This window comes from Spirosoma sordidisoli (assembly GCF_004138325.1).
GTDB classification, from domain to species: Bacteria; Bacteroidota; Bacteroidia; order Cytophagales; family Spirosomataceae; genus Spirosoma; species Spirosoma sordidisoli.
In genome coordinates this window covers 176,639-189,656 of the sequence record NZ_SBLB01000001.1, presented here as the reverse complement: position 1 = coordinate 189,656, position 13,018 = coordinate 176,639, and the positions used below count along the sequence as shown (strand labels likewise).

Genomic DNA, 13,018 nt, shown 5'->3' with positions numbered 1-13,018 from the left:
CATAGCAACTGTAAAGGTAGGCCGGCGGAGGCTTAAACGGCCAGTGTCTCGCCTTCTATAGCCAGGTAGGTTTCGGGAAAGACGGTACGGGCTTCGTCCAGAAACGGCTCGTACTGCTTATAGCGAGACGAAAAATGACCGATAAGTAACCGGCCTACGTCGGCTTTTGCGGCAATGGTAGCGGCCTGGCGGGCCGTTGAGTGATACACTTCGGCCGCGCGCAGGGCGTTATCTTCCAGGAACGTGGCTTCGTGATAAAGCAGGCTGACCCCCTGCAACTGCGGCACCAGCTCCTCAACGTAGCGGGTATCCGAGCAGAAAGCGTAGGAACGCGGCTCCGGTCCCGGCGCTGTATACTCGGCCGCAGCGTAGCGTAGCTGGCCGCTTTCGTCCAGTACGTCCTGTCCCTCTTTCAGTCGCTTCAACACCTCAATCGAGACATCGGCCGGCAGTTTTTCACGGAGCAGGTGAGGCTTGTGGGGCTTTTCCCGAAAGATGTAGCCCGTACAGCTGATCCGGTGCTGCAGCGGTATCGATTCTACCGTTACCAGCGGATGATCGAGCAGCAATGCCGGCTGGTCAGGCTCAACCGCCTGGAAGTGAAGTTTGTAGCCCAACCGGGAATCAGACACCCGAAAAATGGTCGTCAGTACATCGTCAAGTCCACGGGGTCCGAACAGATACAGATCTTCCGTTCGACCACTCAGATTGAGCGTCGAGAGGAGCGGGGCCAGCCCGAAGTAGTGATCGCCGTGAAGGTGGCTGATAAAGATGTACCGCAGTCGGCCCGGCCGTATCCGGTGTTCGAGTAATCGAAGCTGCGTTCCTTCGCCACAGTCGATAAGTATGTGATCATTGCCAACCGTTAGCAGCTGGGCTGTTGGATGAAACCGCAGGCTGGGCGTGGCCGAACCGGCGCCCAGCACGGTGAGCGTAAACGGCAAATGAGCGGGTCTGGAATGATCTGAAACTTGGTTGGGCATAGGGTTAGGCTAGGCTTCCTCGCGACCGACGCTGCCCCCGGCGTCGTACTCATCGTCGTCTTCGCTGCGGAAATCGTTTTCCAATTCGTTCATAAATACGGCATCGATGGCTTCCTCTACCGTGGGCAGAATGGTCAGGTCACTACCGCCGGCTGAGTCGAGGAGTTCGATCAGGTCGTCATCTTTCGTAACGAGTACCAATAACCCAACTTCATTCGTGCACTGACGGTTTATTTTTCGTATCGCCGTGATGCCTGCCATGTCGATGGACTTCAGCGAAGCCATGTCCAGAATAATATTGCTGTACCCTTCGCGGAACAGGCTGCGGCTGAGGGTCTCGAAGGTCGTTGGCAGCTCGCCCTCCAGGGCTGTTTCGTTCAGGCGAATCAGGGCATACTGCTCGTTTTTTTCAATGGTATAATTCATATGGTTGTATCAGTAAGGGTCTTCAGAATATTGGTTTCAATCCGGTTAAGTGGGTTGGTTTCGTCGGCGCGCAGAAAGGCCTGGCCCGTTACGGTTTCAAACAACTCAATGTACCGACCCGAAATCTGGTCTACCCACTCATCGGACATGGTCGGAACGGTCTGGCCGGTTTTACCCTGAAAACCGTTCGCGATAAGCCATTCTCTAACGAACTCTTTCGACAATTGTTTTTGAGGCTGGTTCGCCCGGAGCTGCTCTTCGTAGGTATCGGCGTAAAAATAACGTGATGAGTCGGGGGTATGGACTTCGTCGATCAGGATCACGGTTCCGTTCAGATTACCGAACTCGTATTTCGTATCGACCAGGATAAGTCCGCGCTCGGCAGCCATCTGTGTACCCCGCTCAAAGAGCGCCAGGGCGTACCGCTCCAGCTGCACATACTCGCTTTCCGAAACAATGCCCCGACTCAGGATCTCTTCGCGGCTAATGTCCTCATCATGGCCTTCGTGGGCTTTGGTTGATGGGGTTATGATGGGCGTGGGGAGCCGGTCGTTCTCGCGTAATCCGTCGGGCAGGGCAACGCCACACAGCATTCGGTGGCCATCGCGGTACTGCCGCCAGGCGTGTCCGGCCAGATACCCCCGTACTACCATTTCGACTGCATAGGGTTCGCACCGAAGCCCCACACTGACGTTGGGATCGGGAACCGTCAGTAACCAGTTGGGAACCAGATCGGCGGTGGCCCGCAGAAAATACTCGGCTGTCTGGTTCAGCACCTGTCCTTTGTAGGGAATAGGGCGGGGCAGAACGACATCAAAGGCCGAAATCCGATCGGACGCAATCATGATCAAACGGTCCGGGAACGAATACACATCACGGACTTTGCCGCGGTAAAATCCCGTTTGGCCGGGAAAATGGAAGTTGGTTTCCTGAATGGGCATTGGCTACATATTCGGTTTTGGGTCCGGCGGAATGGAATGACTCGCTTCCGCGAACACCGGACCCAAAACCCGTTTATACTTTTTCGATGACAAGCGCTGACGCTCCTCCTCCGCCGTTGCAGATACCGACCGCGCCGATGCGGCCCTCAGTCTGCTGCAGCACGTTCGTGAGCGTCGTTATAATTCGGGCCCCCGACGCACCCAGCGGATGGCCAATCGATACAGCACCACCAAACACGTTCAGCTTCTCTTGAGGCACCTCCAGCAGCTGACTGAACGCCAGGGGTACTACGGCGAACGCTTCGTTGATCTCAAAATAATCAACGTCGGCCGTGGTCAGGCCTGCCCGCTCCAGCGCCAGTGGTACGGCTTTGGTGGGAGCGGTCGTAAACCACTCGGGTTCCTGTTCGGCGTCGGCATAGGCCAAAATACGCGCCAGTGGCTTTAGTCCGAGCTCATCGGCTTTGCGTTGGCTCATGATAACGAGCGCAGCGGCTCCGTCGCTGATTGGCGATGAGCTGGCTGGCGTTACGGTACCGTCGGGGGTGAAGGCGGCCTTCAGCGTTGGTACTTTATCGTAAATGACATTCTTGTACTCTTCGTCTTCACTGACGGTTACGGTGCCTTTACGACCAGCCACCTCAACGGCAACGATCTCTGCTGCGAACCGCCCGGTTTGGGTACTGTCTTCGGCCCGCCGGTATGACTGCACCGTATAGGCATCCTGCGCTTCACGGCTGATGCTGTAGGTTTGGGCCGTGCGGTCGGCAAACACGCCCATCGCACACTGATCGTAGACGTCGACCAGCCCATCCCGGGCCAGCCCGTCAACGAGTTCGGCATTGCCGTATTTATAGCCGAAGCGGGCTTTGGGTACGTAGTAGGGAGTGTTCGACATGCTTTCCATGCCGCCCGCCACCACTATGTCGGCCTGGCCAAGCTGGATTGCCTGTGCCGCCAGCATAACGGCTTTCGTGCCGGATGCGCATACTTTGTTGATCGTGGTGCAGGGGATGATGGCCGGGAGGCCCGCTTTCAGGGCTGCCTGTTTGGCCGGTGCCTGACCCACATTGGCCGAGACAACGTTACCCATAATAACCTCCTGTACCTGGCCGGGCTGCACACCGGCCCGGCTGAGTGCTCCCCGGATGGCGGCTGCACCAAGGTCGGTCGCCGACAGGGAAGACAAGACGCCACCAAAGCCCCCAATCGGGGTTCGGACAGCGGAAATAATTACGACTTCGTTCATGGTTAGTTTGTGATTACTACCAGCGGTTTTCCCCCGCTGTCGGGCTTGTGACGCGTCGGGCTGAGCGCGTCAGCGCATACGGTAAGTCATCGGTCTGCATAGCATCGAGCAGCTGAAGCGCCTGATCCTGCGTCAGATTCAGCTGCCTGAAGCGTCGGAGCAGATCATCCTGGCGTGATGACCGTTCTACCTGCCCATTGCCCATAGACGGTTGATCTGCCTGCTGCTGGATTTCGGCAGTCGATTTGGCCGGCGCCTGTCGGGAAGGTGGACGCGGAGTATACCGCTTACTTATCAACTCAAAGTTATACCGCGCCGGTTCATTCGTGAAATCTTCCAGCAACGCCTGGCGGAACAGGGTCAGAGCCGCCGTACTGTCGTGGTCGAGACAGGCAATGATGCCCAGCTGGGTAGCCGCTACCGTACGCAGAGCAGACCGGTCTGAGTCGAGTAACGTCTGATACTGCTGACCTGCTTTTTTGTATTGTCTCAGTTGAAAGTACGTGTGGCCCAGGTTAAGCCGAACGGCAGGGTCGGCAGTTGAAGTGGCCTGACTAAGAAAGACATATAATCTAAGGGCCTGTTGGTAGTGGCCTGCCCGATAAGCTGATTCCGCTTCCTGCCGGGCCTGATTATTTAACGAAATCTGGTTGACCGGCACGGTCTCGCTCCACCAGAGCCAGGCAATCATCAACACATAGATCATAAGCTACGAACAAACAGGAGTCCAAAAATAAGACGAAAGATTGAGACCACCCTATAGCCGAAACGTCCGTACGGTTATGATCAGATCAAACAGAATCAGGACCAGCGCTGCCAGCACGAAGTAGTAATATTTGTTGGTCGATACGGCCACTTGCTGCTGGTCAACGACCCGCCCCTGTAACGACCGCATGTAGCTGGCCAGCTCATCAATATGCTGATCCTGGCTTTCTACTTCTATGTAACGTCCCTGCGTCTCGAGCGCCAGTCGTTGTAAAAAGCTTCGGTTCAGCCGACTACGTACAATCTGCTTATCGGCGTCACGTATAAAATCCCGGCCCTGTCGGATCGATGCGCCCCCCTCCGTACCCACGCCCATCGTCACCAGCGGAATCCGGAACGTACGAAGCCGGGCCATGGCCGTACGGTCGCAGGTGTTGAAGTTTTCGCCGTCGCTGAAAATAACAATAGCCTTGGCGTTCTGGCGGGTCGAGGGGTCGGTCAGCAGTTTTTGCCGGGCCAGCTCGATAGCCTCGCACAGATTGGTGCCCCCCGTTGGCGAAACAGTAGTCCGAACATCGCGAACCGACTGCCTGATGGCATCATGATCGGCGGTGAGTGGCGACAACACAAACGACTCGGTAGATGACAGGATCAGGCCAAACCGGTCGGCCGCCAGCGTATCGCACAGCTGCTGTACATCGTACTTGACCCGCTCGAGCCGGGTGGGTACTACATCGTCGGCATCCATGGACCGCGAAACATCGACAATCAGGAACACGTCGCGTCCGGTAGTCATCAGATCGGCACTGGCCTCGCCGAAAGACGGGCCAAGCAGGGCAATCAGTAGCAGAATCAGGTAGCTGCTGCGTAAGAAAAATTTGGGCACTACTCCCCAGGCCGTTGTTCCCAGCTGACGGGCGAGTCGAAATGTACGCCAGATGTAGAAAGCGTACAGGCACATAAATAGCCCTATAAAGAGGTATTCGGTCGTTGAGAATGAATATAACCAGTTCATTTAAAAATTTTTTTTCGATGCTGCCGGAACTGGTAATCAGGGCCAATAGGAGCAAAGAGGAGCAAAATTAGCGATTCTGCAAAGATTTTTCTGAGCTACCTATTGGCATAAACGGAGAATGGCTCTATCTTTGCACTCCAACAAGCCGGAAGCAGTTGTAAAAAATCCGGAGAGATGCCTGAGAGGCCGAAAGGAACAGTTTGCTAAACTGTCGTACTGGTAACGGTACCGAGGGTTCGAATCCCTCTCTCTCCGCAAAACGCGACCCTGAGCAGGGCAAGGACATTTAAAGACCGCTACAAAGCATTGTGGCGGTCTTTTACTTTTTGCAGCGGTCTGTAACTGTCCTACTTTTGCTCCCGAACCCATTCCCCGGTTCCTCCCCGATATGTACGAGATCAAACTGTTCCTGGACCAGAGCAAAATCAATAAAAAGGGGCTGGCCCCGCTATCGCTCACGTCCCAGTTCAAAGGGCGCACGGTCAAGATATCGGCCGGTATCAGTATTGCCCCGGCCCATTTCAACGTTGACCACCAGAGCCTGCATCCCAAGACCCCGAACGTCGTATTGATGCGCGACCGCATCCAGGAACTAACGAAGCAGTTCACGTCAGCCCTGGCCTACTTCGACAAGCTGGGTATGGTGCCGACCAATACCGAGATTACCAATCGCATCCAGCAGCAGGTAGAGCCAGAGCAGGCAGCGGTCAAGACCAAACGCGACGAACGAATCGTGCCGTTCTTTGCCGAGTTCAAGCGGATCAGCGCGAAACGGCGCAAGCCGTCGTACCTGCGGACCTTCAATCAGGTCGAGGGACATTTAAAGAACTTTAGTACCTCGCTGACCTGGGCGATGCTGACGGAGAAAAAGCTGGACGAATACACCGACTTTCTGGTGGACAACGAGCTCAGCAACGCGACGATCCATAACCATATCAAAAATTTGAAAGTGGTCGCGGGCGAAGCCAGGAAACAGGGGTTCGTGGTACCCGACGCGATCGATAACTATACCTATAAGGGCGAGCGCACCCGGCCAATCAGCTTGACCAAAGCCGAGCTCGACGCGCTGATCCAGACGAAACCCGCAATCGGATCAGGCATGTGGAAAGCTTATGTCCGGTGGCTGTTTCGCTGCTACACGAGTCTACGGATATCGGAGTGCGATGGGCTCTCGGCCAAGAACTTTCACAAAGAAGGGGGTGAGTGGGTCGTGCGGTATACCAGTGCCAAAACCGGGAAAGAAAACATATTGCCGATCAGTACGCCCTGCGTTGACATACTGGAGTCGTGTGGTTGGCGGATACCGGCCATGTCGCGGCAGGGCGAATCGGACTATATGAAAGAACTTTGCCGACAGGCCGGTATCAACACGCCCATTGTGAAGGTAAGGCATTCCGGAATCAACCGGGTCGAGGAAACGATCGAGAAGTGGAAAGTCGTGTCGTCCCATACCGCCCGAAGAACGTTTGGCAAACGGTTTATCGAGGAGGGCGGTAGCCTGTTCGATCTACAAATCATATACCAGCACGATAGCATAAAGACCACGGCCGATTATATCGACATGACGATAACCGATTTGCTCAAAAACAGCAAAGGAATCATGAACCGGATCTAGCCTGATACTGCTCCAGCTGCGCTCTGAGGTCAACGATCATAGCGGACTGGGTTTGGATATGACGTAGCGATTCGTCCGTGAGTTCGCGATACTTATCAATCGTTTGCCGATTGGTTTTATCAATCGCCATCGCTTGATTGAACAGTTCGTCTTTTCTGTTAAGTTGTTCGTTATGGGCGGACTGTAGCTGATGTAACGTGTCAATAGAGTCCCGCTGCGTCTGGATCGTGCTGTTTCGTGACTCGATCGTTGATTCGAGCACGGATATGCGTTCGGTCAATTTCTGATTTTCAGCAGCGAGTTCGTCGGACACGCTGGGTACGACGCCACCCTTGCTGTACAAATTGGCTACGTACTTCGGCTTCAATAATTGCTGTAGCAGCAGGGCCAGAAAGCAGACTATGTAAAAAGTCAGGTCGCTAATAAACCCCGTTTTGAGCGCGACAAAGCTGGCCACAATACCGGTGATCGCTATAAAGAAACGGAGCTCTGGGGTCAGCCGCGACTTTGATGAAATTTGTTCACTATGTAGCGGTGGTGGTTTGGGGTAGGACACCCACCTGTTCTGCCAGCCAGCGGGTTCCGACATCACGTTTGGGTTAATCGTTTTCAACCCTTTCTGTCGCCGTTCCTGCCAAGAATTGATCAACAGTAAGACTTGCGATGTTACCAAACAAAAGGAGCCTGCTATAAGTATGGCGTCGGCTTGTTCATGGACAGCATTGTCAAAGAGGACAAAGTAAGCCGCGACGATTGCCAGAACAGCGGCTATTCTGAAAAAGAACCAGGCTAGTGTTGTGAAAATCATGGTAAAGAGTTGTGGTTTATGTGGTTTGGCTTAGTCTAAAAGTCTACCATTGGATTCGGCTATCGTTTTTATAGATACAGGATCAAGAAAATCTTTAATCTTTTCATTGATCGCACACAGCGACTTGATAAGCTGCACGAAGAAGGCAGCGACAGGTTCTGTATAGTCTATCTCTTGAACGGGGGCGTTGTCTGGCGGACAGATGCTACACAAATCATTGAGCCATTTTAGGGCGACACCAGACTCTAATAAATCATCGGTGCGCCAGTCTATATTAGATACGAACTCCGTCTTTATTTTTCCATTTTTGTAGAGATAATCCCGCCGAACGAACGGTTTGCAATACGCCAGAATGCCGTAAGGCATAGGAGAACTAGCGTGTTGAGGGACGGTGCCATTTATCCAGCCCGCTCCGCCAAGGGGAGAGTAGGTGCCATTAGGCGCGATATTACCATCCTTGTCCAGGACGTACGCGCATGTTGTCCGGATAGCATAGCGAATGATAATTTTTTCGCTAATCAGCTCTTTGCTGAAATAGAGATCAACAATGTCTCTGACGCGTTTAATTAACTCATCAAAGGTTTTACTCTCTATATATCCTTTGTTGCCAAGTCGATTCTGAGCCAGAGATATACCAGCCAGTTCCAATCTACTAGCTACGTCGCTGGGTAATGTTGTTGAGAAAACACCATCTTTCGTCACATTTACATCATACTGAAAGATAAACTCAGTGTCTTGTCCTTTGTCGCGAACGATTCGTTCGGTTGAAACTTTTGGCATGGCTTTGATTATTTAAAATGAATAGTGATCATGGTATCATTTGGCACCCATCGTATGCCACCCACATCCTTCCGGTATATGGTCGCGTTTCCCCAGCTGTTCCAGATAATGTACCAGTACATCGTGCGTCCGTTTTTACCGACCGTAAACCCTTTGTGTATTATAGGGTCGAGGTCCCGGTTGCCGATGTAATCCTGGTGGCAGTTGAGGGGTACGTATAGCGGCTCTTTCATGTGGCTTGGCTATTTGACGCAAGGCTGAGGAAAAACCGGCCGTCCCGGTACTCTATATCTTTGAGTATGTTGCGTCGGATATAGGTCTGAAGGCAACTGTTCAGCACACTCGGTTTGCCATAATGCCGGATACAGTTGTCAAAAATCTGCCTGTACGTGGCACCCATCGGTTCTCGCCGTAGGAACCGGCGCACATCCTCCACGAACCAGCTAAACGCGGTCCACCTATCGTTCTGCACCCCCGCTTCGTTGTGTTTACAAAACTCCGGCAGGTGGGGCCGAACGATGCGTCGATTCAGGCGTGGCTTGACCTGTTCATACACGTTTAGGTACGATCCGCCAACCGACGCGACCAATACGCCGATGCCGTAGTCTTTGCATATCCGCTGACCCATAGAACTGGGCCGCTTGGGAACAGCGACATAGCTATAATGCGCGTACGTTTTGTTCTTGACGGCTTGTTCGATCACCGCCAACCCGAACGATACCTTGCACTCAACAGCGGTGATAATGGGACCGCACTGCACCACGACATCAATAATACCCGCGCAGGGAACCTCGCAAAAGACTTCGTGAGACGGCCCTTCAAAAAACGACACGATCTCCTTACCGATTTCTGTCTCTTTCATCGCTACGTTTCAACAATACGGGTTCGGAGCCCGATCCACCTGAACCCAAACCACACGAGCAAATACAGATCGAACTCGCCAGGCTCCGGCCGGGGGCGTTTGTACACCCGCTGCACCCGTCCCACTTCGCGAAACAAGTGCTTCAACGAGCTGAGCTGAAGGTGGCGGGCCGACCACTTATTAGCTCCGTAGACCATCTGCACCATTACTTCCTGGTTGATCTGGATCAGCGAGTCGTCCCACTCGCCGTCCTCGTCAAAAAAGCTGCGTTCGGGTTGCCAGAAAATCGGCACCCAGGCGGGCAGGGTAACGACTTCAACCGGGTATTCCCCCTCACTCATCCAAAGCAAGGCTTGTTCGGGTCGGGATATGCCCACCACATTGCCGGTAGCCAGCCGGAGCTTGGCTTCAAATTTCGCTGCGTTCATGGATAGATCCGTGGTTGAAAATGGTGGATTGCGGCTTATACTTGCCGGCAGCGTGATGAATACGCGCCTTCGCGATCGGGAAATGTTCTGGGTCTTTATCAATACCGACGAACCCAAAACTTTCGATAGCGGCTGCTTTGCCGGTTGAGCCACTGCCCATAAATGGGTCCAGTACGGTTCCGTCTGTGGGTGTAACCAGCTTACACAGATACCGCATCAATTCAACCGGTTTGACGGTTGGGCATGTGTTGCGTCTAAGAATGGGCCGGTTGGGGTCAGAGGCCGAAAACCCCCGACCGCTCGCGTTCTTTATACCGCCCTGCTGTAAGGAGAATCGCCGTAGTCCTTCCTCCCTATCGGCTTTGGTTGCTTTGGGGCAGTAGAAAAAGCGGGCCAAACTACCCGTATCGCCATAGCCGGTTAAGGGCTGTTCGCCAAACTGACCGAATATATTGTTAGCAGCCTTTTTAATTCCGCTCGGTTTGCCGCTGGTCCGTTCGCCATACTGAGCAAACGCGTCCATAATAGGCTCACTACCGTCGTGCAGCACGTTGGCGGGCCAGCGACCTTTCGGGTTGGCCTCTACATTGGTCTTGCCTGACGGCTGCGTACTGCCCACAAATTGCCCCCCCGTGATGTCTGTGCCGCGACCCCAGGTAGCCGATTTCAGGTCCTGTTCAGTACTAAACGGGATGCGGCTTTGGTCAATGTTAAAAACGCCGACGCCCCACTTCTGTACATTGTCAAGGATGGTGCCCCTGAACGGTTTTTGCGCAATAACAATGGGCTCATGCGCTGGCTTTAACGCGCTACCCTTACCCTCGTGCTCACCTTTCAGGTTATGCGACTTGGGGAAGCCCTCAGAATATAGCCATATCATCTGGTCTATAACCCGGAATCCGGCATCCTCCACCGCACAGGCCATGCGGTGGTAGGTCCGGGTTGCGCCGAACGCGAGCAGATAGCCCCCCGGCTTCAGTACCCGGTATGCGCACTGCCACATATACACGTCGTAGGCAATACCACTCCGGTCCCAGGACTTACCCATCATATTGATCTCGTATGGCGGGTCGGTAACGATGGAATCCACCGAGTTCTCGGCCAGTTTAGGCAGTATAATGCGGTTGTCCCCGAAATACAGATCAATTCGTTTCATTGGCGGGCAGGGTAAATTCTTTGCGGGGTAGGGTGGGGACCAGACCGGTGTTGATCTCGTAGAGCTTCCGTTTTTCGTCCGGGATATTGGCCGCGACGCAGAAGGCTTCCAGGTACTGGCACACCGAGCCTTGCACGAAGTTGGCCAGCTCGGCAGGCGTCGTGTTGCGGGGCATTTTGTTGATAGCCGAAACCAGGTCATGCACACACAAATCGTGCGGGGTGTGGGGGAATAGCTTGACAACGGGTGACAGGAAGTGGCCAACCTGAGAATTGCCGGTTTCGAGCATCGACCACCACTCGCACGACTTACATTCGTAATACGACTTATAGCCATCGTAGCCGTGAATGATCTCTTGGGGCTCTACCGGAGCGTTGCAATGGAGACAGGTGTTCATGGTTTTAATACGTTATTTTGATTGAGAAATTTAAGTATGCCCGCTTTCCGTCGCCTACCCGCGTCATGACTTGATCCGTCGCGCATCGTGACCGATAGCACCCCGCCATTTCGTTTTGGTACATGAACCGACCGGATGAAGTTGGGGTTGATCAGCACATGCTTGTGCAGCCGTAGCATAACCGGCCACCGCTCGTGTAGTAGTTTCAGGGTTCGGGCGTACACAATCGGCTTCGCGTTGGCAAAGTGGATATGCGCGTAGTTCGCGTCACCCACCGCGTACATCACCTCGTCAGGGTTGATTTGTATCTCTCTCATAGGGGTAGGTACTCCGGGTAGTCGTTGGGGTAATCGGCCTCGGCGCAGGTCTGCCCATCTATCTTGGAAAAGATATGGCACTCGGCCGGGTCCAGCTTGACCAGCTCCGTGTAGCGACGGCACGACCGGCGCAAGGGACATTTATCGTTGTTGGCGAGACAAAGCGTTAGGTCGGTTTGCATAAAGATACTGCTTGAGGTAGTCGGGGTAGTTGGCCGGATTCAGGTCCTCCGGCGTCGGCGTGATAATCTGTACGTCGGCCGGCATATCCAGGTTGAACACGCCCAACGAGCCTTTGACCGGGAACTTCCGGCTGAGCCAGCGCAGATCGGTGGTGATCAGGGCCCGGGCGTTTTCGTACACCTCGATACACGCTTTTTCTTCGTGCTCACGGGTCATGGGTACGATGTCGATGATATTGACCACGCAGACCGCCAGGCCGGCGTTAGGCGTCCGGCTCGTGGCACTACCGGTCAGGATCGTGTCACCCCAATGGGACCGGTTCATCCAGTTGCTGCGGGTTTCGATCGTTTTGATACCCCATTCGACCAGACTGAGCCAGCAGACAGGATTGCTAGGCGCATCATCCTGAAGTGTGATAGCTTTCATTTCAAATTACGTCTTTGTAATACCTATTATAAATGACCCCTTCAATTGTAGCGGTACACACCCCAAACATTTTTTTTAATTCTGGCACAGTGACCTTTTGATGTCGCAACCTTCTTATTTCCCTTACATCTTGATTAGATAACTTAGACATATGGTGGTCCTCGTTACACTTTCTCTTGTTGTTACGAATTGCGTCTTGGGCGTTTTCTTTATTTGTTCCATATTTTAAATTGCTCAGATGGTTGTTTTGTGGGTTGTCATCTAAATGTCGAACAACCTGTCCGTTTTGTCGAGGACCAAAAAAGGCGTCGGCTAACAATCGATGTATGCCGATGGCTCTTTGCTTTCCGTTTACGCAAATAGGATAATTTACGTACGGATGCTTTGGGTCAACATATGGCCTTTTCAACTCCTTTTCATAAGAAAAATCAACAACTACTGTGGGAACACCCAGCTTCTTTGCAGCACCCCCCGTTTTTCGTCTGTGGGTAAAAAGCCTACCCGATTCTGTCACAGAGTATCCAGGGAAGCTTGGGCAAAGCCTCCTTTGTTCTCCCTCAAAATAACCCGTCAATAGCCAGGGCACGGGGTTTTTAGATGCGTTGTCCTGGAGTGTGATAGCTTTCATTGGTTTAATAAGGTTTTTTGGTTTTGATACTGAACGTAACGCCCACTTTTTGCAGCTCCCAGTCGTGTCGAATCGCTCTGAGATCAACCGGGAAGCCGA

Annotated in this window: 18 protein-coding genes and 1 tRNA gene; 2 read left to right on the top strand and 17 right to left on the bottom strand. The window is 53.4% G+C overall.

What is annotated here, in order from left to right:
- Positions 1 to 32 precede the first annotated feature (32 nt).
- The 6 genes from EQG79_RS01025 to EQG79_RS01000 all read right to left on the bottom strand — a co-directional run bounded on the left by EQG79_RS01025 (position 33) and on the right by EQG79_RS01000 (position 5,319).
- A complete protein-coding gene (locus EQG79_RS01025; protein WP_129599141.1) occupies positions 33 to 983 on the bottom strand; it encodes a ribonuclease Z in 951 nt (316 codons plus the stop codon).
- Between the two features lie 9 nt (positions 984 to 992).
- Entirely contained in the window at positions 993 to 1,409 is a 417-nt protein-coding gene (locus tag EQG79_RS01020; RefSeq protein ID WP_077919948.1) for an STAS domain-containing protein, read from the bottom strand.
- Positions 1,406 to 2,350 (bottom strand): phosphoribosylaminoimidazolesuccinocarboxamide synthase, encoded by a 945-nt coding sequence (locus tag EQG79_RS01015; RefSeq protein ID WP_129599138.1) that lies wholly within the window; start codon positions 2,348 to 2,350, stop codon positions 1,406 to 1,408. The genes EQG79_RS01020 and EQG79_RS01015 overlap by 4 nt, the downstream gene beginning before the upstream one ends.
- A gap of 73 nt (positions 2,351 to 2,423) precedes the next feature.
- Complete coding sequence (locus EQG79_RS01010) at positions 2,424 to 3,599, bottom strand: acetyl-CoA C-acyltransferase (protein ID WP_129599135.1); 1,176 nt, start codon at positions 3,597 to 3,599, stop codon at positions 2,424 to 2,426.
- 16 nt (positions 3,600 to 3,615) lie between these two features.
- Positions 3,616 to 4,305, bottom strand: coding sequence for a tetratricopeptide repeat protein (locus tag EQG79_RS01005; protein ID WP_077919945.1), 690 nt, complete (start codon positions 4,303 to 4,305; stop codon positions 3,616 to 3,618).
- 51 nt (positions 4,306 to 4,356) lie between these two features.
- Complete coding sequence (locus EQG79_RS01000; protein ID WP_077919944.1) at positions 4,357 to 5,319, bottom strand: vWA domain-containing protein; 963 nt, start codon at positions 5,317 to 5,319, stop codon at positions 4,357 to 4,359.
- Between the two features lie 168 nt (positions 5,320 to 5,487).
- On the opposite strand from EQG79_RS01000, the gene EQG79_RS00995 reads away from it, so the two are divergent.
- Both EQG79_RS00995 and EQG79_RS00990 read left to right on the top strand, forming a co-directional pair.
- Positions 5,488 to 5,574, top strand: a tRNA-Ser gene (locus EQG79_RS00995).
- A 133-nt stretch (positions 5,575 to 5,707) separates the two neighbouring features.
- On the top strand, positions 5,708 to 6,934 hold the full coding sequence (locus EQG79_RS00990; protein WP_129599132.1) for a tyrosine-type recombinase/integrase: 1,227 nt from the start codon (positions 5,708 to 5,710) through the stop codon (positions 6,932 to 6,934).
- On the opposite strand, the gene EQG79_RS00985 is transcribed toward EQG79_RS00990, so the two are convergent.
- Genes EQG79_RS00985 through EQG79_RS00940 form a run of 11 tightly spaced genes read right to left on the bottom strand, consistent with a single transcriptional unit; the run spans position 6,918 to position 12,919 of the window.
- Entirely contained in the window at positions 6,918 to 7,742 is an 825-nt protein-coding gene (locus EQG79_RS00985; protein ID WP_129599129.1) for a hypothetical protein, read from the bottom strand. The genes EQG79_RS00990 and EQG79_RS00985 overlap by 17 nt on opposite strands.
- A gap of 30 nt (positions 7,743 to 7,772) precedes the next feature.
- Positions 7,773 to 8,522 carry a hypothetical protein gene (locus EQG79_RS00980; RefSeq protein WP_129599126.1) on the bottom strand — a complete coding sequence of 250 codons (750 nt, stop codon included), beginning with the start codon at positions 8,520 to 8,522 and terminating at the stop codon, positions 7,773 to 7,775.
- An 8-nt stretch (positions 8,523 to 8,530) separates the two neighbouring features.
- Positions 8,531 to 8,755, bottom strand: a complete 225-nt coding sequence (locus EQG79_RS00975) for a hypothetical protein (protein WP_129599123.1) — start codon at positions 8,753 to 8,755, stop codon at positions 8,531 to 8,533.
- Complete coding sequence (locus tag EQG79_RS00970; protein ID WP_129599119.1) at positions 8,752 to 9,384, bottom strand: hypothetical protein; 633 nt, start codon at positions 9,382 to 9,384, stop codon at positions 8,752 to 8,754. The genes EQG79_RS00975 and EQG79_RS00970 overlap by 4 nt, the downstream gene beginning before the upstream one ends.
- A 2-nt stretch (positions 9,385 to 9,386) precedes the next feature.
- Entirely contained in the window at positions 9,387 to 9,812 is a 426-nt protein-coding gene (locus tag EQG79_RS00965; protein ID WP_129599116.1) for a hypothetical protein, read from the bottom strand.
- Positions 9,793 to 10,968: a DNA-methyltransferase gene (locus tag EQG79_RS00960; RefSeq protein WP_129599113.1), complete on the bottom strand. Its 1,176-nt coding sequence runs from the start codon at positions 10,966 to 10,968 to the stop codon at positions 9,793 to 9,795. Before EQG79_RS00960 ends, EQG79_RS00965 begins: the two co-directional genes overlap by 20 nt.
- Complete coding sequence (locus EQG79_RS00955) at positions 10,955 to 11,365, bottom strand: hypothetical protein (RefSeq protein ID WP_129599111.1); 411 nt, start codon at positions 11,363 to 11,365, stop codon at positions 10,955 to 10,957. Before EQG79_RS00955 ends, EQG79_RS00960 begins: the two co-directional genes overlap by 14 nt.
- Entirely contained in the window at positions 11,362 to 11,682 is a 321-nt protein-coding gene (locus tag EQG79_RS00950) for a LytTR family DNA-binding domain-containing protein (protein ID WP_165358815.1), read from the bottom strand. The genes EQG79_RS00955 and EQG79_RS00950 overlap by 4 nt, the downstream gene beginning before the upstream one ends.
- Positions 11,679 to 11,864, bottom strand: coding sequence for a hypothetical protein (locus EQG79_RS30885; RefSeq protein WP_165358814.1), 186 nt, complete (start codon positions 11,862 to 11,864; stop codon positions 11,679 to 11,681). The genes EQG79_RS00950 and EQG79_RS30885 overlap by 4 nt, the downstream gene beginning before the upstream one ends.
- The gene (locus EQG79_RS00945; protein ID WP_129599105.1) at positions 11,824 to 12,291 is read right to left on the bottom strand and encodes a hypothetical protein; all 468 of its coding nucleotides are present in this window, start codon (positions 12,289 to 12,291) and stop codon (positions 11,824 to 11,826) included. Before EQG79_RS00945 ends, EQG79_RS30885 begins: the two co-directional genes overlap by 41 nt.
- Before the next feature lies 1 nt (position 12,292).
- On the bottom strand, positions 12,293 to 12,919 hold the full coding sequence (locus EQG79_RS00940; RefSeq protein ID WP_165358813.1) for an HNH endonuclease: 627 nt from the start codon (positions 12,917 to 12,919) through the stop codon (positions 12,293 to 12,295).
- Positions 12,920 to 13,018 lie beyond the last annotated feature (99 nt).

Bases quoted from the DNA above. Each gene is read 5' to 3' on its own strand.
- EQG79_RS01025 (WP_129599141.1), bottom strand. From the start codon at position 983: ATGCCCAACCAAGTTTCAGATCATTCCAGACCCGCTCATTTGCCGTTT.
- EQG79_RS01020 (WP_077919948.1), bottom strand. From the start codon at position 1,409: ATGAATTATACCATTGAAAAAAACGAGCAGTATGCCCTGATTCGCCTG.
- EQG79_RS01015 (WP_129599138.1), bottom strand. From the start codon at position 2,350: ATGCCCATTCAGGAAACCAACTTCCATTTTCCCGGCCAAACGGGATTT.
- EQG79_RS01010 (WP_129599135.1), bottom strand. From the start codon at position 3,599: ATGAACGAAGTCGTAATTATTTCCGCTGTCCGAACCCCGATTGGGGGC.
- EQG79_RS01005 (WP_077919945.1), bottom strand. From the start codon at position 4,305: ATGATCTATGTGTTGATGATTGCCTGGCTCTGGTGGAGCGAGACCGTG.
- EQG79_RS01000 (WP_077919944.1), bottom strand. From the start codon at position 5,319: ATGAACTGGTTATATTCATTCTCAACGACCGAATACCTCTTTATAGGG.
- EQG79_RS00990 (WP_129599132.1), top strand. From the start codon at position 5,708: ATGTACGAGATCAAACTGTTCCTGGACCAGAGCAAAATCAATAAAAAG.
- EQG79_RS00985 (WP_129599129.1), bottom strand. From the start codon at position 7,742: ATGATTTTCACAACACTAGCCTGGTTCTTTTTCAGAATAGCCGCTGTT.
- EQG79_RS00980 (WP_129599126.1), bottom strand. From the start codon at position 8,522: ATGCCAAAAGTTTCAACCGAACGAATCGTTCGCGACAAAGGACAAGAC.
- EQG79_RS00975 (WP_129599123.1), bottom strand. From the start codon at position 8,755: ATGAAAGAGCCGCTATACGTACCCCTCAACTGCCACCAGGATTACATC.
- EQG79_RS00970 (WP_129599119.1), bottom strand. From the start codon at position 9,384: ATGAAAGAGACAGAAATCGGTAAGGAGATCGTGTCGTTTTTTGAAGGG.
- EQG79_RS00965 (WP_129599116.1), bottom strand. From the start codon at position 9,812: ATGAACGCAGCGAAATTTGAAGCCAAGCTCCGGCTGGCTACCGGCAAT.
- EQG79_RS00960 (WP_129599113.1), bottom strand. From the start codon at position 10,968: ATGAAACGAATTGATCTGTATTTCGGGGACAACCGCATTATACTGCCT.
- EQG79_RS00955 (WP_129599111.1), bottom strand. From the start codon at position 11,365: ATGAACACCTGTCTCCATTGCAACGCTCCGGTAGAGCCCCAAGAGATC.
- EQG79_RS00950 (WP_165358815.1), bottom strand. From the start codon at position 11,682: ATGAGAGAGATACAAATCAACCCTGACGAGGTGATGTACGCGGTGGGT.
- EQG79_RS30885 (WP_165358814.1), bottom strand. From the start codon at position 11,864: ATGCAAACCGACCTAACGCTTTGTCTCGCCAACAACGATAAATGTCCC.
- EQG79_RS00945 (WP_129599105.1), bottom strand. From the start codon at position 12,291: ATGAAAGCTATCACACTTCAGGATGATGCGCCTAGCAATCCTGTCTGC.
- EQG79_RS00940 (WP_165358813.1), bottom strand. From the start codon at position 12,919: ATGAAAGCTATCACACTCCAGGACAACGCATCTAAAAACCCCGTGCCC.